Here is a 23,794-nt window from a genome sequence, read left to right on the forward strand (position 1 = left end):
AATTTCATTAAGTAAATATTCATACATATAGTTAACGGATTATTCGGAGAAAAAAGACTGTTCAAAGTATTTCAAATAGATGCCGTTATGCGTGGGCTTAGTCCCCAAGATAGCTACTCAGTAAAGACTAGCGCCATCGCCCTTGGTAGCAATATTGGTGATTCGCAGGCAATATTAGAAGCAGCTGTCGAAACTTTAGCTCGAACACCAGGTATTCTTTTAACAGCAAAATCTAGTTGGTATCAAACCAAAGCAATAGGCCCAGCCCAGCCAGATTACATAAATGGCTGCATCCTCTTACAAATAGTTATGCTACCGCAGCTGTTGTTAGAAACTTTATTAAACATCGAACAAAAGTTCGGGCGTGTTCGCCAAGAACGTTGGGGGCCACGAACCTTAGATTTAGATTTATTGTTATATGATGACCTAATTTTGCAGACGCCAACCCTGCAAATTCCCCATCCCCGCATGAAAGAAAGGGCTTTTGTGTTAGTTCCACTAGCAGAAATCGCCCCGGATTGGGTAGATCCTGTTTCTGGGTGTGTTATCAAGGATTTGGTTAAACAGGTAGACTGTTCTGATGTACATTTATTGTTAGGCAATTAAAATTACCAAACGTAAACGCAGAAAGCTTCTGATTTGACAATTGATACCAATTTTGGTCTGTGTATTTAGCGACAAGAAAATTTTACTATGCCATTAGGTAGAGAATTACCACAGCTGCTGAAACAACGCTTATTTTATAAAGGACGCAAGTTTAATTTTGAAGTTAATCGCTTGCGTTTACCTAATAAAGCGGAAGGAGAATGGGAGTGTATTCGCCACCCAGGTGGCGCTCTAGCTGTGCCTGTGACAGCAGAGGGTAAACTGATATTGGTACGCCAGTATCGTTTTGCAGTTCAGGGCAGAATATTAGAGTTTCCCGCAGGTACTGTGGAAGCGAATGAAGATCCCCTAGAGACAGTGCAGCGTGAAATTGAGGAAGAAACCGGCTATCGTGCCCAAAAGTGGGAAAAATTAGGAGAGTTTTTTCTCGCTCCAGGCTATTCTGATGAAATTATCTATGCTTTTTTAGCGCGAGATTTGGAAAAATTAGATAAACCACCAGCACAAGACGAAGACGAGGACATCGAAACCGTCTTTTTCACCCCCGAAGAATTAGAGAAAGCAATTTTAGAGGGTGAACCAATAGATGCTAAATCCATTTCTAGCTTTCTGCTGGCTCGTCATTTACTAGTTTAACGGTATCGCGGAAGTCCCCACCCTCAACTCTTAGTAGGGTGGGGATAGGGAGTAGATTTTGTCGGTTGGGTGAAGTGCAACGAAACCCAACTGATATCTTGCACCATTCTCAATAACTGTAGGGTGGGCATTGCCCACCGACACAAATATAGGGGTTTTAGGCAATGGTGGGCAGTGCCCACCCTACTACAAAAAATGGATTATTGCAACTGGTGCAAGATGTAAGCCAATACCCAGATCTGTACCTGTACTCACGTCAGTGTGTGGAGTATGTCACCTCTCTACAAGTAACTCTTGCTGTTCTTCTGGTTCCTGCACCTGCATAAGTTGCTCACAGAGTTCATTCAATTCTGAATTTTTTTGGCGAATAATTTGCTGTGCTAGTGCTTCTAGGCGCTCAATATTTTCAGGACTTGCATCATCCATATCGTCGTTAGCCCCATTGAGAAATCCTTGGAAGCGATAATATTGTTTAGGGATATCATCTGCTTTCGGTAGTAATTGTTCTAACTGACAAGCTACTGATTCACTGTTAGCATCCAACATAATATTCACCAATGGTTCTACCCATTGAATTAATCCCCAATTTACAGCTTTATCGTAATGGTATTTACGGGTTAGAGAACCTGTACCTAATGAAACTACTAAAATGTCATTTAAAGATAGTGGTTGTTTATAAGGGATTTTGGCACTGAGTTTTTTAGAAGATATTAAAGCTTCCATAATTGCCAAAGATGTAGGGTTGTTGGCAAAAATGCAACCATCAATTAATGCATAATAACCGCCATCTGTTGGATCGATTGTTTCGATTTTATAAGGCTTGAAATAAGTTGGGGCTGCAGAAGTTGCCATTGCGGCTTGTTTCATGGTGTAACCTTCGCATATCTTGCGGAAGTTATCACCTAATTTTTGTTTTTTTAACTCATTAATAAAGAAAATCGGCATCCGCAACTCGATATCATAACTAGTGATAAAAAGTTCCGTGAGTGCATCTTGTAGAAGAGTATCTCCAAAAAATTCTGTTAAAACTTCGTCTCTACCTTTCGATGAATACTTTGCTCGCAAAATGTCGTCAATTGACATCAAGCGTGTGATATATGACTCAAAAAAGATGCGTTCTCCATCTTGCCGATATATCTCAATCAGATCCTTGGCTTTAAAATGAGGTTGACTCTTGTTGTTTGGATCTGGTTTAGCGAGGCCTGCAGCGAGAATTCCGCCAGTTGAGCTACCTGCAATCAGGCTAAACAGTTGACAAATCGGCTTTCCTGTACGTTTTTCGATCTCGTCTAAAACGATCGCCGGAATTATTCCGCGAATACCGCCACCGTCAATTGACAACACTTTGTATTTATAAGGCATACACCCTCTTTCTGCATCCTCTTCTGCTATCTGGACTATTAACTAATACCAATTTAATTAATGATTCGACACATGGATTGTCGTCAAGGGCGGGGAAACCCCGCCCCTACGTATCTTGTGTATTCTTTTTTCAAATTGGTATAACACATGATTATGTAGGATATTTTGATAATATAGTATGATTTAAAACTAAACTCACAGTATTTTTACGAAGTTTAGTAAAATGTTGCCGAAAAAAGAGACCTGGTGTTTAGAAAAACTCCAAGTCTCAAATTTAACTTTTACTAAATCAGTAATTTTTGTTAGAGTGTCAAGGATTGAGGATTTGTCTCAATCAACTTCGTCAAATCTCGCAAGAATGCGGCTGCATGGGCACCATAGATAATTCGGTGATCGGCAGTAATATTTACTTGCATTTGTTGGCGTACACCAAATAAACCATCGCCTGTGGCTACTACTTGCGGAGTAGACGCCCCGATCGCTAAAATCGAACCTTGTCCAGGTGGCAAAATTGCGTCAAATGTGTCTACACCAAACATTCCCAAGTTAGATAGGGTGAAAGTGCCACTGTTATATTCGTCTGGTTGTAGTTGCTTGCTTCTAGCGCGTTCTACTAAAGACTTCCAAGTGCGCGATAGAGAATAAATGTCTACTATATCTGCGTTCTTTAATACAGGTGTAATCAATCCGCCATCATCCATAGCTACAGCTACAGAAATGTTGATGTCAGAATGATAAACAATTCCTTGGTCAGAATAGCTAGCATTTATTAATGGGTGTTTTTGTAATGTCACCGCTACAGCTTTTGCTAGTAGGGCTGTCATTGTCACCCCTTTGGACTTAATCTGCTTGTAGAGCTTGTCTAAGCCGTCAGTTGTGATTGTGTAACCCACACGGAAGACTGGAACGGAGATGGTAGCTACCATATTCCGCACTACGGCATTTTGGAAGGTAGTGAGGGGCACTATTTGACCAGGTATAGCGCTGCTGGTCACTGGAGTAGGTGCAGGTGCTGTGGGGATGATTGTCGGTGTCGATGGCTGTGGTGTAAGTGGTTTAGCGGCTGGTTGCTTACCCTGATTTGCTGCTGCTTCCACATCCTCAGCGACGATGCGCCCGTAGGGGCCACTGCCTTTAAGTGTATTTAAATCAACTTTTAGTTCTTTTGCTAACTTACGGGCACGGGGTGAAACCACAACCCTACCTTCACGGTGGTTAGAACCATTTTGAGAAGCTAAGGTAGGTGTCCCCACTGAGGCGGTGACGGCGACTGGTTGAGGAGTAGGAGTAGCAGGGGTAGACGCACCACCGGAATTGGCTAGAGACTTAGCAGTTGCAATTTCAGCTTCCGTTTCGGCGATATAGGCGATCGCAGATCCCACGGTTGTACTTTCACCAGCTGGCACTAAAATATGGGCAAGATATCCTTCATAAAAGGATTCCACATCCATATCTGCCTTATCTGACTCGACAACCACCACTGTTTCGCCTTTCTCCACTTTATCGCCTGGCGATTTCACCCAGGAGACGATTTTGCCTTCAGTCATCGTGGAACTCAGCGCCGGCATAAATACTTCGTGAATGCTCATAGGGTGGTTTCAGAATCAATAATTTTATGGACTTTAACAGCTTTTGCCAGATCGAATTGTATCAAGGATTGGGGATTGGGGACTGGGGATTGGGGACTGGGGATTGGGGACTGGGGATTGGGGATTGGGGACTGGGGACTGGGGATTGGGGATTGGGCATTGGGGAATAACCAATGTTGCTTTTTGCCTCTCCCAACTCCTGTCTCCTGCCCCCTGCCCCCTGCTCCCTGCCCCCTGCCTCCTCCCCTGGAACTTAAAGGCGATGGGAAATGTCTACGCGTACAGCACCCTCAATATAAGTTATATATCTTTTGTAACCACTTACCAATGCACTGACGCTGCTCACACAAAGCCAGGATAGAGGCTTAGTGGTTCAACTTCAATTTAAAATTCAAAGTTGATAACTAACCTACTGGAAGTTTTGGTTTAGTTTTATGAAATTAACGTGGAAATTGTTTTTAATTTTGCTCCTCAGTGTCTTTGCTACTGCTAGTGCTGGAGTTTACATTAACCAGATCCAGCCGACTGTGGCAATTCTTGAGCCTAGTAACGAGCCACTACAGCACATGGAAGCGACCCAAATATCTCAGGATGTTGTGGCATATCCAGAGCGGAATAACTATAAAACTATACTACTGGATGGTATTAACTCTACTCTCCAAGGTAGCGATCCGGCGACTCTTGCACTGAACGCCTTTGATGATATTGCATCAGTGAGAGGCACACGCAAAGTAGAGGTCGTTTATCCCCAACGCAATCAAGCCTTAGTGACGATTACGCAAACCCAGCGGACTAATGATGCAGTTGGTGCAATTAAATATCGAGTGGAGATGACTACCTTTGGGCGATCGCTTTTTGTGAGTTCACCCCCCGTATGGCAAATTGTCTGGGCTGGCTCCCAGGTACAATGTCTACCTGGAAGTCGCCCTCAAAATAAGTTAAGCAAAAGCTGTCAGTAGCTATTGGTCAAACGATTTTGGATTTTGGATTTTGGATTGACTCCGCCCACCCTTAGGCAATCTTAGGGCAGACGCTCGTGCCTCGCTAACGCTAGGGATGGAGCATAAACCAAAAAAAATCTAAAATTGGCACAGTCAAATGACAAATGACCAATGACCAATAACAAATTTAGATATCGCCGCGAATCTCTTCGACAATACCATCGCGTAGCACGATTTCGACTTGTGTTTTGCTAATTAGGTTATCACCCGTTTCTATGCGGAAAAAACCTTCCATTTGAAATTGGTTAACCTCTTGATCCAACTCCAGAAACTGCACTTGCTGAAGGTTTTGCAGAAATTGATTTTTTTGTTCTAGCAGTTCACTTTTCTTTTGATTGACTTGGAGTTGAATATTGTCAATTTGTTGGATAGTCTGAGGGCCAGGTGGTTGCAGACTCTGCTTTTGAATTGCGGCGATCGCTCTTTGTCCTTCTACATCTAATTGTTGCAGTTGTTGATCAGTTTGATTAATCTGTGCTTGCAATTGCTGTTGAATTTCCTCTTTCCATAGAGGAGTCACAATAACTTTGACATTGACAACACGCTTCAAAAGTAATTGAGGTTTGGAGACATCCATAAAAATTTCACGTTCACTCTTGTAGTTTGCAGATGGACTGATTAGGCAAACATGCCGTCAATAATATCGCGATAGCGCTCTGTGACGACGTGTCGCCGCATCTTTAGGGTTTGTGTCAGCAAGCCGTTTTCAATTGAAAATGGCTCCGGAATGAGTCTGAATGAGCTAATGCGGTCATCTGCTCGATAGCCTGGACGGTTTTGCACTTCCCGATTCAATTCTTGCCGAAATAAATCCTGGATTATTTTACTCTCCAGGTCAATTTTTTGACTGGATGCGTCGGCTACATTGTCGTCCTGTATACTTATACTCAAGTTTTGGGTTTCTGCCCATTTTGCCAAAGCTTCGACGTTGGGAACAATTAAAGCACCGAGGCTACGCTGATCTTGGCCGACGAGCATAATTTGATCAACGTAGGGCGATCGCAAACACGCATCCTCAATAGGCTGTGGCTCGATATTCTCCCCATTGGTTAATACAATCGTATCCTTAGCTCGACCAGTCAAAACCAAGTCATTTTGTGGCGTTAACCAACCCAAATCACCGCTATCAAACCAACCTTGGGGGTCAATTGCTTTTGCTGTAGCTTCCGGATTTTGGTAATAGCCTTCCATGATTTGCGGTCCCTTTAACAAGACCAAGCCACGCTTGCCAGTTGGTAGAGGCACTCTTGTTTCCGGATCTACAATTTTAGTCTCTGTTGCCGGTAATGGTTGTCCAGATGCACCAATGAGATTTCTGCTGGGACGACGCACATGGGTGACAGGAGAAGTTTCTGTTAAACCATAACCCTGCAAAATCTGCACACCAATAATTTCAAAAAAATTATCAATGTGCTTGGGAAGCGCACCACCGCCGCTAATCATTTGCTTGACTCGTCCTCCCGTGGCTTCCCTGACTTTGGCATAAACTAGTTTTTCTCCCAAGGCGTGGAGCGGGAACAAGGCAGATGCTTGTATCCTAGCGGTTAATTGCTCGATCGCCGAAGCATCAAGATGCTCTAAATCCAACTTTTGGGCGATGCGCTGCGCTTTGATATATTTCTCACTAGTGCCCAGTAATGAGTTAATTAGGCGTTGTTTCTTAGCTGGTTGTTCCCGGAACTGCTTTTGCGCCCCCTCATAAATCGATTCCCACAGCCGAGGGACACCAACCATGTAGTGGGGTTTAAATTCTCTCAAATCCTTTTTAACTGAGCGCAAGTTGGTATAGACTTGTGTGCAACCTTGAGAGAGTAAGAAATATTCAACTGTCCGTTCATAGCTATGCCAGCTAGGAAGAATACTTAAGACAGTATCTCCTACCTCTGGTTGGACTACGACACCAAAGACTGTCACCTGGTGCAGCAAATTATCATGACTCAGCATCACACCCTTAGGTTTACCCGTAGTCCCAGAGGTGTAAATCAGCGTGGCTAAGTCTTCACGATTTTGCTTGACTGGCTGTAGAGTATGTTGTGCGCCAACTTCCATCAACTGTGAAAAATTTAGCACCTTGAGGCTTTCTTCCGTGGGCGGCGCTTCATCTGAAAGTAAGATTACCAGTGGAATTGGTAAATCTTTGAGGCCTTCCCGCAGTTTCTTAAGTGTCTTTAAATCCTCGACTACTAGGGCTGTGCTGCCACTATTAGCTATGATAAACAGCAGTTCTTCTCGTTCAGCTTGGGAACTACGCACCGCATCAGCTGCACCAGCGGTCATGATGCCTTGATCGGCAATAAACCAGCGAGGACTGTTATCAGCAATTAGAGAAATGCGATCGCCTACCTTCACCCCTAATGACTGTAAACCAGCCGCAAATTGGCGAATCTGCTCCGCTAGTTGGGCATAAGTAATTAACACCCCTGGTTGAGCATGGGGGTTGTGCAGAGCCACAGTATCACCAAATCGCTGCGCTGCCAAAGGCCAAATCTCTGATAGCGAATCCACTTTGTTGTAATTAGCCAAACCCTGCAAAATTTCGCGTTCTTTCACCGTCAGCTGAGATAAAGCAGTAGCAGCAGGCTGATTTTTTGACATAACACTTTACCTAAAGAGTTAATTGGATGTGTTTTGATCTGATTTTGCTATAACGTACAATAAACTTCCTTAATATACACAATGTCCTGTGGGTATAACATTTTTGAGAATTCCCCGGTTCTATATAGAAAAATTTATGATAAGATTCATTTACATAAGCTAAAAGTAATAGATCGCCTCGTAATTATGGCAATCAATAGTACTTACAGCCAACAATAGTGACCACCTAATTTGTCAAGGGGGGTGATTACCTATGGTTTTCAAAGATGCTGCATTATTAACTTTCATCAGCACCGCAGCTTGTTTAGCTTTCCCTAAGCTGCTATCGATAATTTTGGATTCTAAACGCGATCGCACTGAAGGATTACCGCAGCGTTCCAGTGCAGAAATGGCTAAACTCCCAATCACCAGTTTTCCTTATTGTACGGCTTACGTTTTGACTGGTAGCCAAAACTGTAAATTCAGTCCTCATTTTTGTGGGCAATGTTCCCCAAATTGATGACTGATAGCAATTAATTCTATTTTTTGTGGTAATCAGAAAGTAAATCCCCCTAAGTTCCGAGTAGAGGCTTCCTCCGCTCGGAATTATTAATGTTTGCAACCACTGGTTTACCACATTAATTATCAGCAGTTATATATGGCGTTTCCCGACCTATAGGAATCCGATTTGATTATTGAAAAAATCTAAGTAGTGTAGGGCTGGCAGAAGCCCAGGCTGTTGACTTTGTACGAAATTAGCTAAAAATTATCATGCAATTTTTTTTTGTGTTTACCGTAGGGGCATCGGCACTGCCGTGCCCTGATGAGAACGTTAACTACGACTATGATTTTGTCTGATGCATTTTAACTCGTTCCCAGGCTCTGCCTGGGAATGAGATCCCAGAGGCTCCGCCTCCATTATCGAGGCAGAGCCTCGCGACCTACGTTCCCAGACTCCGGCTGGGAACGAGAGAAAAGTAAACTGGGGATAAATGATAATTTTTAGTTAGCTTTAGCTTACTTTTGCTATTAGACTCAGAATTCATTCTGAGGCGGGACATGGATTTCGCGTTAAGTTGACACAGGTGGGCACTGGCTCCTCTGCGTGAGGAAAAATCATCTCACTAATCAGCGAAGCCTAATTTTCCATCCGCCCAGCTAGAAAAATCTGTTCAGCAGTCAAATTCAATTCCGGGAAAGTAGGTGATATGATGCGTTCCCCACCTCGAAACTGGTTAACTTGATACTCATCATCTACTAAATAATAGATAGAAATAGTAGGTTGTTTGGGATTACCTATATACCGCCTACCACCCAAAGCTAAATAATCCACAATCCAATATTCAGGAACACCGAAAGTTTCATAGTCAACCAACTTGTGTGCATAATCATCTTTCCAATTAGTGCTGACTACTTTAATAACTAAGGGAACAGATGCAGCTTGAGTCACCGTTGAGGACTTTTTCCACATTGGTTCTGATGAAAGATTCTGTTGATTTATCACTATCACATCAGGTGAATAACCAGAATCTTTGTCAGGAATCTTAACTAAAGCTTGCTTGGGTATGATGTAAGGGAGACTCAGGCGTTCAAATTCGACGTTTAGTTTTTTAGACAAAAAACCATTAGTCTCCTCATGATCTCCTACTGGCTGCATTTCAACAATTACGCGATCGTGTAGTTCATAACATCCGCCGTCTGGCTTCCAATTTAGGAATTCTTCAAAAGTGATTGTTTTCGGTAAAGCTTGAAACATCAGACTTGCTCCTTACTCTGGTTCAAAGTTTAGCACCAAAGCAAAATGGGCGAATTCTATTCGCCTGGGAAACTTAAACCAACAATATCTAGAACTTATAGCAATTCTCGGTGACGTGAGGTACACCCGTAAGGGCACGGCAGTGCCCTTGTCAACTTAACGCAAAACCCATAGCCCGCCTCAGAATGAATTCTGAGTCTAATAGTAAAAGTCATCTAAAGATGACTAAAAATTCTCACAAATTCCTAGTCTACTTCAGTAGACTTGAGCTATTAGCCTTGGAATTCATTCCAAGGCGAGTATGAAAGCCTTACAATCAGCAATCTGTGGCTTAAGTTGACACCAATGGGCAGTGCCGTGCCCCTACAACTTCCGATATTTTGTACCGCACCTGAATTGAAACCGCTATACGCAACTGGCACATGATATTTGTAGGGTGTGTGACGCCACGACAAAACTCTGTACGTAGATTCAAGACTAATAGCGTCACGCACCATTCTTTGACTGTGACACATGCGTAAGTCCTAATACCAAAGCAGAAGCTGCTACAGACTGCGCGAAACACGAAAATGTCTTGACGGAAACCCTTACAGGGAAGACAGAAACTGCTACAGGCTACGCGAAACACGAAAACGTCCAGGCGGAAGCCGCTACAGGGAAGACATAAACAATCAACTTAAGACCTGGCGAATAGAATTCGCGGCTACACAGACCAAGTCCGCCTCCGCGGACTAACGCAAAATTAAGGGTTTGAAACCCACGTTCGCGTAGCGTTCCGCAGGAAAGGTGGGTTTTGTTTGTGTAGCTGCGGTTTCTAACCGCCGATTTCACTATAAGATTATCCGCCGCCACACAACGATAAAACAAGGAATCCGGAAGATTTGACGAAATTTTATATCTATTTCGGTAACAGTGTTGGTTCATGTAGATGAACGTTATAAACTCAACCTGGGAATCACAAAAAGATTCCTGAAAAATTTTCCATCACAAATAATTCAACCCAAGTAACTCATAGGTTATCAAGGCTTCAGCATGAACAAAATCACTAAGTTTCAGCGCAATTTTTGCTGCTCATTTTCTCGTGTTTCTCGTTATGGCTTAACTGGATTAATGGTTGTGGTTTTGTTATCTGATGCGGTGGGTGCAAAGGTTGGTAATTCACATAATTATTCACCAAAGTTATCGCCAGAAATTCGATTAGATAAATATCGAGATAATTTCCCGTCTTTAGAAGCTGAGGGTCAAGCGCTCCAGCCATTGCGTAGACGTAGCCGTCGATGTATTCGTGTTTAGTAGGACTTGTCTCCTCCAGTTGGAGGTATTCTTCTGGGGTAAAGTAGTGGTTTGTCAATTTTGTTTTGAGGGGTTTTTGGTAGTGCGGGCCGAAAAGCCCGCGTGAGCGAGACGTTTGTCCTTCGGACACGCTACGCGAACACACTACAGTCCCTCATTTCAACCCTGACTAGTAGTTTGGTTCAGGAGAGGCAATCATAACTAATTCAAAATAAAGAAAGGCAATTAAATCAGTTAACAGTTAACAGTTAACAGTTAACAGTAAAATGTTAATTACTTTTTAACAGCTATCCATTGGGTTACAGGAGCCATTGCACGCCAACCTAAAAATTTACCAATTGGTTCTGCTCGTTGAATAGCAATTCGGGTGAAATTACCGCCTACTTTTTCATACCATCGAAATAGGGTTTGCTCACCTTCTATTGTGACGACATTAGCAACTAACCGTCCACCTGGTTGTAGTGCTGACCAACAAATATCAAACAATCCTTCTGCTGTGACTCCGCCACCAATGAAAATGGCGTTGGGTGTAGGTAAGTCTGGGAGAACATTTGGTGCTTTCCCCTCAATGATTTGCAGGTTGGGAGTACCTAAAGCAGCGGCGTTGTCGGCAACATAACGCAGTCTTGTAGAATTTTGTTCAATGGCGATCGCCTGACATCTCGGATCAGTCCGCATCCATTCTATTGATATTGAACCACAACCAGCGCCGACATCCCACAGCAGTTCTCCTGGTATGGGTGCGAGGGTCGATAGTGTTACGGCTCTAACTTCGCGCTTGGTTAGTTGTCCATCATGGTGATAGGCATGGTCTGGTAATCCTGGTAGCCTGGGTAATGGGGTGACTCCCGCATCGGCTTTACAGTGAATAGCGATCGCATTTAAAGCAGCAATTTCTGTCTCATTCCACAATACCGCAGTACCTGCAACTATTCTTTCCTGAGTGCCACCCATCCTTTCTAAAACGGTAATTTCACTACCACCAAAACCGCGTTCTGTCAAGATTTTGGCAACAATGCTTGGTGTATTCTTACCTGCACTTAAAATTAATAACCTAGCTCCGGGATAGGTGTAAGACTGGAGCAGAGAAGCAGGACGACCGCACAAACTCAAGGTTTCTACTTCCGTCAAAGACCACCCCAGTCGTGAACAGGCGAGGCTGAAGGCTGACGGCGCGGGGATGATTGTCATTTCTGAGATGGGAATGCGCCGCGTCAGCGTGACACCAATGCCATAACACATGGGATCACCGCTAGCCAAAATGCAAATCGACTCACCCCGCCGCCGGATAACTTCCTCGATTGAGACACTAAAGGGAGATTTCCAGGCTATTTTCTGACGTTGGTCATCTGTGGGTAGCATTGCCAAATGGCGATCGCCTCCTACTATAACTTCCGCTTGCTCAACTAAGGAACGGGCGATCGGACTTAACCCCTGCAACCCATCTTCACCAATGCCAATAATAGAGAGCCATTTATGTGTCATCAGTAGGTCGGCACAAATAAAGTTAAGCTGTTGTGATTATAGTTTGCACATCAGCTTAACTAGACATGATCGTTATTTGCTGAACTGATACCAATTCACGAAAACACTGATACAGACAGATTTCTCGTAGGGGTAAGGCAATGCCCATTGGTGTCAAATTGAGCTACAACGCTTACCCGACATACATTTTACCCCTCCCTAACCCTCCCCTTGTAAAGGCTACGGTGTACACACAAGTGATTTAATCACCCCAAAACCTTTAAAAGTAGGGGAGCCAGTCACGTGGGCGGGTTTCCCGACTTGAGGGAACTGGCGTTGTGTTATGCCGGAGGCTAACGCACCATCCCAGATTTTTGGTGCGTTACGGACTCCGTCCTAACGCACCCTACCAAATGAAAATGAATGCAGGTAATATTTTCCGATTTGTGTGTACACCGTAGCCTTGTAAAGGGGAGGGAACTGGATTTCTTTTTCCCCCCTTTCTAAGGGGGGATTAAGGGGGGTGACGTGAAGAGTGATGGTAAGCGAGAAAATTTAAAATCACGTCTTGGCAAGGATTTCACGTTAAGTTGACACCAATGGGCATTGCCGTGCCCTCACTTACCAACGCATCTGTATCATTATTAAAGTGAAATTGTATGAGTTGCCCATGATGGGCAATCTCAAGCTAAGGTTTAACGCTGTAGCCACTTACGTCAACTGGTGTATACCCCTGGCCAACTAATTGGTCAAAAGTAGCTTGATATTGAGCCGAAGTTAAACCATGTCGCGCTACCCAAGCAGGACTGTTGGACTTATCCCAAATAGCGGCGTAGCGGTCTTGTCCGTTGACATTGTAGCCGCTGACTTTTACCAAGCGATAGCCTTGACCGACGTACTGATCAAAAGCTGCTTGATATTGGGCCGAAGTTAAACCATGTCGTGCTACCCAAGCTGAACCGCCAGATTTCACCCAAATAGCAGCGTAGCGGTCTTGTCCGTTCAAACTATAACCACTGACATCGACCAAGCGATAGCCTTGACCAACGAATTGGTCAAAAGCTGCTTGATATTGAGCCGAAGTTAAACCATGTCGTGCTACCCAAGCAGGACTGTTGGACTTATCCCAAATGGCGGCGTAGCGGTCTTGTCCGTTGACATTGTAGCCGCTGACTTTCACCAAGCGATAGCCTTGACCGACGAATTGGTCAAAAGCTGCTTGATATTGGGCCGAAGTTAAACCATGTCGCGCTACCCAAGCAGGCCCACCAGATTTTACCCAAATAGCGGCGTAGCGGTCTTGTCCGTTGACATCGTAACCGCTGACATCTACCAAGCGATAGCCTTGACCGACGAATTGATCAAAAGCTGCTTGATATTGGGCTGAGGTTAACCCATGTCGTGCTACCCAAGCTGAACCGCCAGATTTTACCCAAATAGCAGCATAGCGGTCTTGGCTATTAGCTATTGCTTGGATACTTCCTAGAGGAATTCTTTGTGCATGAAGTTCTTTCTGGGCAACTACTCCAATATTTGCTTTAGTATTATCTACACTGTTAGCAGAGTTGATAGAAGCAGCAAAAGCAGAATTAGCCAAAGTGGCAAGTAAAACTGCACTAGAGGCAGTGAAAGCTAAAGAGCGAATGAACATATTAGTAAAATAAACTTGTGAGAGTGTATATTTTTGAGTTTTTGAGGCACACTGACTAGATAGGTTAGCGTTGGTTTTTTTATGCAGTCTCAGGTTGTAAGCTGATATGCGTCTAAATTTTATAAACACTCTTTATCGTTGATGGTTGATGGTTGATGGTTGACGGTCAACAGTCAACCGTCAACAGTCATCGGTCATTAATCCCCAGTTCCCTGCAATAAATCTCATGATCCAGATTCAGCCAGAAGTCAAGCGCATAGAAGAACTGCGCCAATTGTTACAACAAGCCAGCTATGCTTATTACGTCCTAGATGCACCAATTATGGAGGATGCAGTTTATGACCAGCTGTATCGAGAGTTGCATCAACTAGAAATTCAGTATCCCAAATTGGTAGCGCCAGATAGCCCGACTCAGCGCGTGGGTGAAAAACCAGCAACACAGTTTACATCGGTAAGGCATAATATCCCCCTGTATAGTTTGGAAAATGCCTTTAATGTTGATGAGTTACAAGCATGGGATCAGCGTTGGCGGCGACAAATACCGAAAATAGATTCGGTAGAATACGTCTCTGAACTGAAAATAGATGGTTCTGCGATCGCTCTTACCTATCAAAATGGCATTCTAGTTAGGGGCGCAACTAGGGGTGATGGGGTGATGGGTGAAGATATTACCCAAAATGTCCGCACAATTCGCTCAATTCCCCTGCGGTTGAATTTTGCAGGATTAGAAATTCTCGAAAAGGTGGAAGTGCGCGGCGAGGCGTTTTTACCTTTGGATGTGTTTAAACAAATCAACGAAGAAAGGCAAAAAGCAGGTGAACAGTTATTCGCCAATCCCCGCAATGCGGCAGCAGGTACTCTCAGACAATTAGACTCCCGCATTGTCGCCCGCCGACGGTTAGATTTCTTTGCTTACACGCTACACATTCCTGGTAGGGATGACGCTAGTATCGCCAATACCCAATGGGAAGCTTTGGAATTGTTGCGAAAAATGGGTTTCAAGGTTGACTTGAACCACAAATTATGCAGTTCTCTAGCAGAAGTTGGCGAATATTATCAGCACTGGGATACTGAACGGCTGAATTTACCCTATATGACTGATGGGGTGGTAGTAAAGCTGAATGTCTTTAAGCTGCAAGAACAGCTGGGATTTACGCAGAAATTCCCTCGGTGGGCGGTGGCGTTGAAATATGCAGCCGAGGAAGCACCCACCCACGTCGAAAATATTGCGGTGAATGTGGGGAGAACGGGGGCGTTAACGCCATTGGCCCAAATGCGTCCTGTGCAACTGGCGGGGACTACTGTTTCCCGCGCTACTTTACACAATAGCGATCGCATTACCCAATTAGACATCCGCATCGGCGATACTGTGATTGTCCGCAAAGCTGGAGAAATCATCCCCGAAGTGGTGCGGGTACTCAAAGAACTCCGTCCCGACAATACTCAACCTTTTATCATGCCCACCCATTGCCCAATTTGCGGACAGCCAGTGGTGCGAGAGTTGGGTGAAGCTGTTACTCGATGTGTCAATGCTTCCTGTGCAGCGATTCTTAAAGGGGCAATTGAACATTGGGTGAGTCGTGACGCCTTAGATATTAAAGGTATGGGCGAAAAACTAGTACATCAACTTGTCGATAAAGGGTTGGTACATGCCGTTGCCGATTTATATGAATTGACACAAGAGCAATTATGTGCTTTGGAAAGAATGGGTGAAAAATCGGCACAGAAATTAATAGATGCGATCGCCCAATCGAAAAACCAACCTTGGTCACGGGTATTGTATGGTTTAGGCATCCGTCATGTTGGCAGCGTCAATGCTCAATTAATCACTGAGAAATTCCCTCATGTAGACAAGTTAGCCGCAGCCAAGCAGTCAGAAATTGCAGGCATTTATGGTATTGGTGTAGAAATTGCCGAGTCTGTATACCAATGGTTCCACATCGGTGCTAATCAAACTTTGATTTCTCGCCTCCAAGCGGCTGGGTTGCAATTAGCGGCTAATGAGGAAACAACAGTAGTTGCTGATAGTAATCAAAATTTAGCTGGTAAAACCTTTGTAGTGACGGGAACTCTACCAACTTTAAAGCGCGATGAGGCGAAAGCTTTAATCCAAAAAGCTGGTGGTAAGGTAACGGAATCGGTGAGTAAAAAAACCGATTATTTGGTTGTGGGAGAAGATGCAGGTTCTAAGTTAGAAAAGGCGCAAGCGCTGGGAGTCGCTCAGTTAACTGAGGCACAGTTGTTGGCGCTGGTAGAAGGTTAGGCAATAGGCAATAGGGAAAAGTTTCTGGTAACTCCCACGCCAGTCCCTTTTAACAGTCAACAGTCAACAGATTTACTTCAGCTACATTATTGGTCAGCAAAATACTGTAATATATCCACACATATCTTTACGTGATTTGAGGAGTTCAGACCGATGAATACACAACTATCTCGTAGCTTATTAGGTAAAACAGTGGGTGTGGCGATCGCAGCAGCTGGTCTTTTGGTTAACGTGCCAACCTTTGCTCAGTCTACTCCCGCACCAACACCAGCGGTTAAACCCGCGCCAGCAAAACCCAAAACTCCTGGTACAATTGTTGATGTTGCCAGTGCTAACCCTTCTTTCAAGACCTTGGTAGCAGCTGTGAAAGCAGCAGGTCTGGTAGAAACTTTATCTGGTCAAGGCCCATTCACAGTATTTGCACCCACCGATGCTGCATTTGCCAAGTTGCCAAAAGGTACTCTAGAAAAACTATTGAAGCCAGAAAATAAAGCAACCCTGGTGAAGGTTTTAACTTATCACGTCATCAGCGGTGCAGTTGATTCTAAATCCATCAAATCTGGCGAAGTCAAGACGGTTGAAGGCGCATCAGTTAAAGTTACAGTGAGAAAAGCTGGTGTAACAGTAGGTAATGCCAAAGTCATCAAAGCAGATGTCAAAGCCAGCAATGGTTATATCCATGTAATTGATACAGTCCTACTCCCTCCTGGATTGAAACTGTAAATAGCGATCGCCATCAAAGATACTTTGAGCAGTTAATGGTGTTCAGATACCCAACTTCTTCTCAACACCCGTAGGGTGTCTTCCGGCAGAGTAGAAGTCGGGTATCTCGCAGGGACATAAAATTAATGGGACAGACCACGGTTGGACAAAAGCATCGAACAGCCCATCCAGCATCATCTGCTACCGTGTGAATCTTTATTCTCAACAGTAACTTCTACTATTTTCTCTCACCCAGATTTAACATTTAGACAGGTATCCCCCCTTAATCCCCCGATGTCTTGGGGGGAAAAAATGCAATTCCCTTCCCCCTATCTCTTTGTTGAGGATAGTCCAATCCCATGACATTAGTATATAATGATGGATTGTGTCGAATCAACGCTAGACCATGCCTAAACTCAAGACTCGTAAAGCAGCAGCGAAGCGATTCCGTGCCACCGGCACAGGTAAAATCGTGCGTCGTAAAGCTGGTAAAAACCACTTGCTAGAACACAAAAGTTCTGACAAGAAGCGCAACTTCTCCAAGACTGCACTTGTACATGAACGCGATGAAGATAATGTGCGTTTAATGCTCCCATATTTGTAAATTCTTCAGGAATTAAGTTATGACTCGGGTAAAACGCGGTAACGTAGCTCGTAAACGCCGCAATAAAATTCTCAAACTAGCTAAAGGTTTTCGCGGTTCCCACTCAACTCTGTTTAGAACCGCCAACCAACAGGTAATGAAGGCCCTACGGAGTGCCTACCGCGATCGCAAAAACAGAAAGCGCGATTTCCGTCGTCTCTGGATCACCCGCATCAACGCCGCTGCAAGACTTCATGGTTTGAGTTACAGCCAATTGATCGGTAACTTGAAAAAGGCTGATATCCAACTAAATCGCAAGATGTTGGCACAATTAGCAGTCCTCGATCCAGCTAGTTTTGGCAAAGTTGCTGAATTAGCGAATCAAGCAAAAGGATAAATGTGACAACGAATCAAGGATGAAGTATGAAGTATGAAGGCTGAAACGCACTCCACAGAAAAGTCTGGGGGCTTGAGAAAAGACACCTCGTTGTTCACAAAGCGTGTCTGGAAACAATTCTTTTTTTCATCCTTTATCCTTTATCCTTTATCCTTTGTTCGGTTACATGTGGTGATATCTACCACCGTTTTTTGCATTCTCTGCTTCATGGGGACAGGATTGGTGGCATCAGCTGCCCCAATGCCAGAAATTCAGCGGGGTTATTTGACGGTAGCTGTCAAAGATAACTTACGTCCCTTAGGATTTAAAGATGCTAGTGGTAATTTGCAAGGCTTAGAAATTGATTTGGCGAAGCACTTGGCAGTTGACTTGCTAGGCAAAGCAGAGGCTGTCAAGTTGCAACCAGTATCCAACCGCGATCGCTTGTCTGTAGTTTTAGATCATAAAGTTGATTTAGCGATCGCTAGAGTGACAGCAACAGAGTCACGGGAGCGCCTGGTAAGTCTCAGTGTTCCTTATTATCTTGATAGCACCGTATTAATTACACAAGATACATCTGTGCAGCAGCCGAGTGATTTGGCAAAACGGAAAATCGCTGTACTCAACAATTCCAGCACTATTGCTAAACTGCGAAATTTTTTACCAACAGCTGAATTGGCAGGAGTGAATTCCTATGCAGAGGCGAGAGAGCGCATAGAGAGCCATACAGCAGCAGCTTTTGCCGCAGATGCTAGTGTCTTGACTGGTTGGGTGCAGGAATATCCTCAGTATCGGCTATTGCCCAACAAGCTATCAACGGAACCCTTATCTGTAGTCATGCCCAAGGGATTACAGTACGACGAATTCAGACGCAAGGTGAATGAAGCGATCGCTCGTTATATCGCTGAAGGTTGGCTGCAAGAACGCATTAAATATTGGGGTCTAATGTAGGGGCATTTAAGTTGCATATAGCGGTTCTCAGTTGGATGCAATACAAAATTATATCGTTGCTTGTAGGGTCACGGCACTGCCGTGACCTTGTGAGTGTATTGGACTCAAGCGATAACTGCTATATTTCATCGTGTAGACCGTTGACTATTGACAAAGAAAAATGGTTGTGATTATGAATAAGCCTTTTAGCTGATCTCCTGAGTTGTTGAACGAAATTCAATTCATTCGTGGATATGGGAACAGGGAACAGAAAAGCATTTGTGCAATTAATTCTGTCTAAGTACTTATACCATTTCACAACTTTTCATGAGTTGATCGTACCTCTACGCTTAAGTGTGGCGATCGCCTCTTTGCAAAATAAAGGCAGACGCAAAGTCTTATATAGCAATTCTCAGATGAATGAAATACACTTTCCGCAAAGGAGTCAGAAGCCAGAATATTTCACCCTGAGTGCAGCCGTTCGCGCAGCGTCTCGCAGAGAAGGGTGGAACTCTCCTGAATTCTGATCACCCAATCCAGGACGTATTGCAACAGACTGATAACCGCTATATTAGGTTATCCACTAGTCTCTATTGATACTAGCCTCTACTGAGGCAAAGCGATCTATCGTGCTTTTTAAAGCATTGCAAGTTCAATAAAGCTTAAACATTTTTTTTGCTCAACAAGGATCAAAAATAAACTAAATATAAGTAAGATTTTTTACTTGTACTTACTCACAAAAATCACCTCTTGGGAAAATTCTGCCTTCTACACAACATTTACTATGCTTTGCTCAGGATCTAACCTAAGTAGATGGATAGTATTAAATCATTTAAATACTTTTACGCACTTACTTTAAAGTAAACTTTTAAATATTCCTAAAGGCTTAAAGATTTAGTGAACTTACGTATAATCTCGTAAAAAAATAAATCAAAAATCATACACTACGGTTAAGGTCAATTTAAAAGAGCTTTTTTCAAACAAGCCTAAAGAAGATCATGTTGACAGAACGTAGAGAAATGCAGCCTAAGACGAAGCCACCAACATCACTAAACTTGTTGCAGTCATTTAGCGACAGAGCAATTAAAGACGTATTTTTCAAGCCCCAAAGCGACCTAGAAGTGCAAGAGCATTTAGCAGCAGCCATCCAATGGTTGAAGCGAGCTCACGATCAAAGTCCTGATGATGGAGTCAGCTGGGGATACTCCCTCAAAGGTGGATGGCGACCATCCTATCGCGAAACCTCCGGCTATATTGCCGAGACGTTTTTCGACGTAGCTAAATATACGCAAGATGATGATGCTTGGCAGCGAACAATCACAATCAGTAAGTGGTTAGTCAAAGTCCAGAACAAAGATGGGTCAATTTCCGACCCCCGTTACGGTGACAAAGGTATCGTTTTTGACACAGGTCAAGTACTGCAAGGATTGATTCGCGCTTACGAAGAAACTCAAGAACCTGATTTTCTCCAAGCAGCAGAAGCAGCAGGAGACTGGCTAGTCAAAGTAGCAGATGAGACAGGGCGTTGGACTAAGAATACACACCTAGGTATACCCCATGTCTATAACACCCGCGTAGCTTGGCAGTTGCTCAAACTACACACCATCAGTCCCAACGCCGACAGAGAGAGAGTAGGCCGAGCCAACCTAGATTGGGGAGTGAGCCAGCAAAAGGATGGGTGGTTTGACCAGTGCGCCTTTAGAGCAGGAGAAGCTCCCTTTACACATAACATTGCTTATGCGATTCGTGGTTTGCTAGAAGCAGGCTATTTGATGAACGATCAGAAGTATATAGATGCTGCAACTGCGGGAGCCAAGGCGATGATACCGCACATAGCGGCAGATGGCTTCATTGCTGGACAATTTGATAGCAACGGTAAACCCGAGGGAAATTATTGTTGTCTGACTGGTAACTGTCAAATGGGCATCATTTGGCTCAAGCTGTATCAACAAACCGGCGATCGCAGTTACTACGAAGCAGCCAAAAGCAGCTTGCAATATGTCATGTCCTCACAGGACATTCACACCTCTGATTTAAATATCCGTGGTGCGATTAAAGGTTCTCAGCCAATTTGGGGCAAATATACGCGATTGTCGTATCCCAACTGGGCTACAAAGTTTTTTATTGATGGATTATTTTTACTATTGAAATTACAGTGATGAATAGACAAGCAATCATAGATAATTATTCACAAGCATCAGAAAATCACTATAGCAGTCAGTTGAAAACCACAAAAAAGGTGAGGATTTTAGACACGAGCTTTGATGCCTTGAGCCTGGCGCAAACCGTAGACTGGGTAGTGGAGTTGATTAAATCTGGGCAAAAAGGATATATCTGTACTGTGAACGTCGCTATCTTAATGATGATGCGTTCCTATCCACAGCTACGGAATTTTGTACACAACGCTGCCTTAGTAGTAGCAGATGGTCAGCCTTTAGTCTGGACTTCAAAATTGCTGGAACAGCAGTTACCAGAACGTGTCACAGGAATTGACCTGATCGATGCGATCGCTGCTAGAGCAGAAAAAGAAGGTCTAGGAATCTATCTGATGGGAGCAACTGCTCCAGTAATTGCAGCTGCAGCCTTCAAAATGCAGTCTAAATATCCCAGGCTCAAGATTTGCGGTTTTGATGACGGTTACTTTAACGAAGCTCAGTCAGCCGAACGAGCAGCCGCAATTTCTCAAAGTGGCGCACAAATTCTGTTCGTGGGTATGGGTGTACCCAGACAAGAATCATTCCTAGAACAAAATTGGGACGAATTGGGAATAAATTTGGCAATTCCCGTTGGTGGGAGCTTTGATGTTTACGCCGGACTTAGAAAGCGCGCTCCTTTGTGGGTGCAACAAACTGGACTAGAGTGGCTTTATCGCTTAATCCAGGAACCACAAAGACTTTGGAAGCGTTATTTACTTACCAATTCGCAGTTTGTATTAGAAATACTGCGATCTATGTTTACTCGCAGTCACAATACCACGGTATTGTCTAATGCTAGGGAGAGACACTAAGCGATCAGCTAATGGTTGGGGCAAAGAGTGTAAGGTAATTTGTCCTAAACCATTATTCTACATACTTAGTTAGTCTTAAATTTCATCAGCAGCCTATATAGGTACATAGCCTAGCACAAATAAAATTAATTGGTGTATCCGATACCTTTTTGCTAACATTCATTAACAAATACACTCTTTAAGAGAGGGCGTATCAACCAATGCACGAAGGAAAATCCCTCGCGCACCATTTAGATCCCTCGGCATCACCCGCCCGTCAGATGGAGACTTGACGAATTTAGCACCACCAAGTTTGTGGATTATTTCGCCAGTCCAACTGACTGTTTTTGATGTATATGCCTCGTTGACATCCATTACTACCTTGCCAGTTTCAAAAACTTTGTGTTTAAGAAACTGCTTAAAACGGTAGTGAGAAAGTGTTAACATCTGGCGTACTGACTTTGACCTAATTCGTCGTTTTGCCTTTTTGGACATCTGGGATGTTTCAAAAGTTGGTAGTAAAATAGCGAAGCGTTAGCGACGTAAGGAGCGTCTGATTTCGGCATCTGGGTAGAGTGACTGCATATAAGCAATTTGTCTACCAAGGTCGTCTCGCTGTTTGGTTGAACTGACTCGGCAGTAGCAAATAAGGGAAGTTCTAACTGCACCGCGAAAATAGGACTCGACATCAAAGAGTCTTTGCCCTGCTTCGTTTTTGATGCTTTGGATTTTCCCATTGTCTGCATACTTCCTTAGTGTGTTTGGGTGCAGTCCGAGTTTTTTAACTGCCTCTCGTAGTGGTACGTAAGCCATACCACTATAGAACCCATTTGTTATTTTATGTTAGCTATTGTTAGCAAATAACTAGCTATTGACTAGCCCTCCACGGAAACAAACTAGCAATAGCATCTTGGAATGGGAAGAGTTGACTGTTGACTGTTGACGGTTGAAAGTTGATGGTTGACAGTCATCAGTCATCCATAGTGAATAGGAACCAGATTCTGAGATAGAATTATGTTGGTTAAATAATAGATACTTAAGTATCTTTGATACCTGTGTTCCGAGGCAATGGATAATAATCTAGCGATCGTTTATCTCTCAGTTTTGGTAGGCCTACTCACATTTACAGTTGTGAGTGTTTTTCGCCAAATTTTCAAAACTCGCAAACTTGAAAGTTCTTTGTCACGCTTGCGAGACAAGTTGAGTAAAGACAAAGGCACGACTCAAGAGTATTATGAGTTGGCCAGTATTTATTCAGAAAAAAAATTATATTCACAAGCGATCGCACTTTTTCAAAAAGCCCTGAAAGCCGCTGATGAAGAAGGAGAAGAAAACATCTCTCCTATTTACAATGGCTTAGGCTACGCTTACTTTACCCAAGAACAATATGACTTGGCAATTCGCCAGTATAAGGAAGCTATTAAATATAAACCCGATTATGTCACAGCCTTAAATAATCTCGGTCATGCCTACGAACGGAAAAAATTAACTGTTCAAGCGCTACAAAGTTACGAAGAAGTATTAAAATTTCAGCCAAATAATACAACTGCTAAACGCCGCGCGGAATCTCTAAGGCGCTTGGTTTCGGCGTAATTTTTAACGTTGCTTCTTTAGCTCGACTTTATCCATTTTTACGAACCCTAAAACCTGACGCCGAAACTCTTGTACGTCGCTAGGTTTAGTTTTTGTAACTTATCGATAATCAGCGAGGAAAGTGGCGTGAGGGTTAGGGTAGGGTAAAAAATATTTGATTTTTGAAATACACATAGCCTACCAAAAATTGGATATGGTGGGCTGCAAATACTGCAAAACGCTGTAAGTGCCAATTCGTTTATAGCGTTTCCCGACAAGCGTGACGTACACCCGTAGTAGCACGGCACTGCCCATTGGTGTCAACTTAAGCTACAGATGGCTTATTGCAAGGCTTATCCACCCGCCCTTCGACTCCGCTCAGGGCTAATAGCCAAAGTTTACTAAAGTAAACTGAGGATTTTTTAGAATTTTTAGTCATCTTCAGATGAC

General features: G+C 43.6%; 22 protein-coding genes and 1 pseudogene. 12 read left to right on the forward strand and 11 right to left on the reverse strand.

Going from position 1 to position 23,794, the window contains the following annotated elements; all coding sequences use genetic code 11:
* Positions 1-87 precede the first annotated feature (87 nt).
* Together folK and CAL7507_RS22440 are read left to right on the forward strand one after the other, a co-directional pair.
* The gene (gene folK, locus CAL7507_RS22435; protein ID WP_015130775.1) at positions 88-606 is read left to right on the forward strand and encodes a 2-amino-4-hydroxy-6-hydroxymethyldihydropteridine diphosphokinase; all 519 of its coding nucleotides are present in this window, start codon (positions 88-90) and stop codon (positions 604-606) included.
* A gap of 87 nt (positions 607-693) precedes the next feature.
* On the forward strand, positions 694-1,242 hold the full coding sequence (locus CAL7507_RS22440) for an NUDIX hydrolase (RefSeq protein ID WP_015130776.1): 549 nt from the start codon (positions 694-696) through the stop codon (positions 1,240-1,242).
* A 273-nt stretch (positions 1,243-1,515) separates the two neighbouring features.
* Here the strand turns inward: CAL7507_RS22440 and CAL7507_RS22445 are convergent, their stop codons facing one another.
* On the reverse strand, positions 1,516-2,604 hold the full coding sequence (locus tag CAL7507_RS22445; RefSeq protein ID WP_015130778.1) for a patatin-like phospholipase family protein: 1,089 nt from the start codon (positions 2,602-2,604) through the stop codon (positions 1,516-1,518).
* 302 nt (positions 2,605-2,906) lie between these two features.
* Positions 2,907-4,193, reverse strand: a complete 1,287-nt coding sequence (locus tag CAL7507_RS22450; protein ID WP_015130779.1) for a dihydrolipoamide acetyltransferase family protein — start codon at positions 4,191-4,193, stop codon at positions 2,907-2,909.
* Positions 4,194-4,627: 434 nt separating this feature from the next.
* Between CAL7507_RS22450 and CAL7507_RS22460 the strand changes: the two genes are divergently transcribed.
* Positions 4,628-5,152, forward strand: a complete 525-nt coding sequence (locus CAL7507_RS22460) for a hypothetical protein (protein ID WP_015130780.1) — start codon at positions 4,628-4,630, stop codon at positions 5,150-5,152.
* Positions 5,153-5,321: 169 nt separating this feature from the next.
* Here the strand turns inward: CAL7507_RS22460 and CAL7507_RS22465 are convergent, their stop codons facing one another.
* The 7 genes and pseudogenes from CAL7507_RS22465 to CAL7507_RS22490 all read right to left on the reverse strand — a co-directional run bounded on the left by CAL7507_RS22465 (position 5,322) and on the right by CAL7507_RS22490 (position 13,932).
* Entirely contained in the window at positions 5,322-5,771 is a 450-nt protein-coding gene (locus CAL7507_RS22465) for a YlqD family protein (RefSeq protein WP_015130781.1), read from the reverse strand.
* Between the two features lie 41 nt (positions 5,772-5,812).
* Positions 5,813-7,789 (reverse strand): long-chain fatty acid--CoA ligase, encoded by a 1,977-nt coding sequence (locus CAL7507_RS22470; protein ID WP_015130782.1) that lies wholly within the window; start codon positions 7,787-7,789, stop codon positions 5,813-5,815.
* A 234-nt stretch (positions 7,790-8,023) separates the two neighbouring features.
* Positions 8,024-8,197 (reverse strand): hypothetical protein, encoded by a 174-nt coding sequence (locus tag CAL7507_RS32455; RefSeq protein ID WP_160166352.1) that lies wholly within the window; start codon positions 8,195-8,197, stop codon positions 8,024-8,026.
* A gap of 709 nt (positions 8,198-8,906) precedes the next feature.
* Positions 8,907-9,524: a Uma2 family endonuclease gene (locus CAL7507_RS22475; protein ID WP_015130784.1), complete on the reverse strand. Its 618-nt coding sequence runs from the start codon at positions 9,522-9,524 to the stop codon at positions 8,907-8,909.
* A 1,231-nt stretch (positions 9,525-10,755) separates the two neighbouring features.
* Positions 10,756-10,836: pseudogene (locus CAL7507_RS33725) on the reverse strand (Uma2 family endonuclease); the annotation flags it as partial.
* Positions 10,837-11,090: 254 nt separating this feature from the next.
* Positions 11,091-12,302, reverse strand: coding sequence for a bifunctional cobalt-precorrin-7 (C(5))-methyltransferase/cobalt-precorrin-6B (C(15))-methyltransferase (locus tag CAL7507_RS22485; RefSeq protein WP_015130785.1), 1,212 nt, complete (start codon positions 12,300-12,302; stop codon positions 11,091-11,093).
* Between the two features lie 667 nt (positions 12,303-12,969).
* Positions 12,970-13,932 carry a hypothetical protein gene (locus CAL7507_RS22490; protein WP_015130786.1) on the reverse strand — a complete coding sequence of 321 codons (963 nt, stop codon included), beginning with the start codon at positions 13,930-13,932 and terminating at the stop codon, positions 12,970-12,972.
* Positions 13,933-14,158: 226 nt separating this feature from the next.
* Between CAL7507_RS22490 and ligA the strand changes: the two genes are divergently transcribed.
* The 8 genes from ligA (at position 14,159) to CAL7507_RS22530 (ending at position 21,793) form a co-directional block, all read left to right on the forward strand.
* The gene (gene ligA / locus CAL7507_RS22495) at positions 14,159-16,195 is read left to right on the forward strand and encodes an NAD-dependent DNA ligase LigA (RefSeq protein WP_015130787.1); all 2,037 of its coding nucleotides are present in this window, start codon (positions 14,159-14,161) and stop codon (positions 16,193-16,195) included.
* Positions 16,196-16,348: 153 nt separating this feature from the next.
* The gene (locus tag CAL7507_RS22500) at positions 16,349-16,918 is read left to right on the forward strand and encodes a fasciclin domain-containing protein (RefSeq protein ID WP_015130788.1); all 570 of its coding nucleotides are present in this window, start codon (positions 16,349-16,351) and stop codon (positions 16,916-16,918) included.
* 385 nt (positions 16,919-17,303) lie between these two features.
* Entirely contained in the window at positions 17,304-17,501 is a 198-nt protein-coding gene (gene rpmI / locus CAL7507_RS22505; RefSeq protein ID WP_015130789.1) for a 50S ribosomal protein L35, read from the forward strand.
* A gap of 19 nt (positions 17,502-17,520) precedes the next feature.
* A complete protein-coding gene (gene rplT, locus CAL7507_RS22510) occupies positions 17,521-17,877 on the forward strand; it encodes a 50S ribosomal protein L20 (protein WP_015130790.1) in 357 nt (118 codons plus the stop codon).
* A gap of 33 nt (positions 17,878-17,910) precedes the next feature.
* Complete coding sequence (locus tag CAL7507_RS22515) at positions 17,911-18,807, forward strand: transporter substrate-binding domain-containing protein (RefSeq protein WP_015130791.1); 897 nt, start codon at positions 17,911-17,913, stop codon at positions 18,805-18,807.
* A 260-nt stretch (positions 18,808-19,067) separates the two neighbouring features.
* On the forward strand, positions 19,068-19,313 hold the full coding sequence (locus tag CAL7507_RS22520) for a hypothetical protein (RefSeq protein ID WP_160166354.1): 246 nt from the start codon (positions 19,068-19,070) through the stop codon (positions 19,311-19,313).
* Between the two features lie 471 nt (positions 19,314-19,784).
* The gene (locus CAL7507_RS22525; protein WP_015130793.1) at positions 19,785-20,945 is read left to right on the forward strand and encodes a hypothetical protein; all 1,161 of its coding nucleotides are present in this window, start codon (positions 19,785-19,787) and stop codon (positions 20,943-20,945) included.
* Positions 20,945-21,793, forward strand: a complete 849-nt coding sequence (locus tag CAL7507_RS22530) for a WecB/TagA/CpsF family glycosyltransferase (protein WP_015130794.1) — start codon at positions 20,945-20,947, stop codon at positions 21,791-21,793. The genes CAL7507_RS22525 and CAL7507_RS22530 overlap by 1 nt, the downstream gene beginning before the upstream one ends.
* A gap of 162 nt (positions 21,794-21,955) precedes the next feature.
* Here CAL7507_RS22530 and CAL7507_RS22535 read toward each other — a convergent pair whose 3' ends face one another.
* Positions 21,956-22,219 (reverse strand): transposase, encoded by a 264-nt coding sequence (locus tag CAL7507_RS22535; RefSeq protein WP_236556792.1) that lies wholly within the window; start codon positions 22,217-22,219, stop codon positions 21,956-21,958.
* A gap of 87 nt (positions 22,220-22,306) precedes the next feature.
* Positions 22,307-22,585, reverse strand: coding sequence for a recombinase family protein (locus tag CAL7507_RS22540; protein ID WP_042341480.1), 279 nt, complete (start codon positions 22,583-22,585; stop codon positions 22,307-22,309).
* A gap of 255 nt (positions 22,586-22,840) precedes the next feature.
* On the opposite strand from CAL7507_RS22540, the gene CAL7507_RS22545 reads away from it, so the two are divergent.
* Positions 22,841-23,365, forward strand: a complete 525-nt coding sequence (locus CAL7507_RS22545; RefSeq protein ID WP_015130795.1) for a tetratricopeptide repeat protein — start codon at positions 22,841-22,843, stop codon at positions 23,363-23,365.
* The last annotated feature ends 429 nt before the right edge of the window (positions 23,366-23,794 follow it).

It is taken from the genome of Calothrix sp. PCC 7507 (assembly GCF_000316575.1).
Lineage (GTDB): Bacteria > Cyanobacteriota > Cyanobacteriia > Cyanobacteriales > Nostocaceae > Fortiea.

Coding starts and splice junctions, on each gene's coding strand:
- CAL7507_RS22465 (WP_015130781.1), bottom strand. CDS start 5,771: ATGGATGTCTCCAAACCTCAATTACTTTTGAAGCGTGTTGTCAATGTC.
- CAL7507_RS22515 (WP_015130791.1), top strand. CDS start 17,911: ATGAAGGCTGAAACGCACTCCACAGAAAAGTCTGGGGGCTTGAGAAAA.
- CAL7507_RS22540 (WP_042341480.1), bottom strand. CDS start 22,585: ATGGCTTACGTACCACTACGAGAGGCAGTTAAAAAACTCGGACTGCAC.
- CAL7507_RS22460 (WP_015130780.1), top strand. CDS start 4,628: ATGAAATTAACGTGGAAATTGTTTTTAATTTTGCTCCTCAGTGTCTTT.
- folK (WP_015130775.1), top strand. CDS start 88: ATGCGTGGGCTTAGTCCCCAAGATAGCTACTCAGTAAAGACTAGCGCC.
- CAL7507_RS22525 (WP_015130793.1), top strand. CDS start 19,785: ATGTTGACAGAACGTAGAGAAATGCAGCCTAAGACGAAGCCACCAACA.
- CAL7507_RS22545 (WP_015130795.1), top strand. CDS start 22,841: ATGGATAATAATCTAGCGATCGTTTATCTCTCAGTTTTGGTAGGCCTA.
- CAL7507_RS22445 (WP_015130778.1), bottom strand. CDS start 2,604: ATGCCTTATAAATACAAAGTGTTGTCAATTGACGGTGGCGGTATTCGC.
- rpmI (WP_015130789.1), top strand. CDS start 17,304: ATGCCTAAACTCAAGACTCGTAAAGCAGCAGCGAAGCGATTCCGTGCC.
- CAL7507_RS22440 (WP_015130776.1), top strand. CDS start 694: ATGCCATTAGGTAGAGAATTACCACAGCTGCTGAAACAACGCTTATTT.
- CAL7507_RS22470 (WP_015130782.1), bottom strand. CDS start 7,789: ATGTCAAAAAATCAGCCTGCTGCTACTGCTTTATCTCAGCTGACGGTG.
- CAL7507_RS22450 (WP_015130779.1), bottom strand. CDS start 4,193: ATGAGCATTCACGAAGTATTTATGCCGGCGCTGAGTTCCACGATGACT.
- rplT (WP_015130790.1), top strand. CDS start 17,521: ATGACTCGGGTAAAACGCGGTAACGTAGCTCGTAAACGCCGCAATAAA.
- CAL7507_RS22490 (WP_015130786.1), bottom strand. CDS start 13,932: ATGTTCATTCGCTCTTTAGCTTTCACTGCCTCTAGTGCAGTTTTACTT.
- CAL7507_RS22475 (WP_015130784.1), bottom strand. CDS start 9,524: ATGTTTCAAGCTTTACCGAAAACAATCACTTTTGAAGAATTCCTAAAT.
- CAL7507_RS22530 (WP_015130794.1), top strand. CDS start 20,945: ATGAATAGACAAGCAATCATAGATAATTATTCACAAGCATCAGAAAAT.
- CAL7507_RS22500 (WP_015130788.1), top strand. CDS start 16,349: ATGAATACACAACTATCTCGTAGCTTATTAGGTAAAACAGTGGGTGTG.
- CAL7507_RS22535 (WP_236556792.1), bottom strand. CDS start 22,219: ATGTTAACACTTTCTCACTACCGTTTTAAGCAGTTTCTTAAACACAAA.
- ligA (WP_015130787.1), top strand. CDS start 14,159: ATGATCCAGATTCAGCCAGAAGTCAAGCGCATAGAAGAACTGCGCCAA.
- CAL7507_RS22485 (WP_015130785.1), bottom strand. CDS start 12,302: ATGACACATAAATGGCTCTCTATTATTGGCATTGGTGAAGATGGGTTG.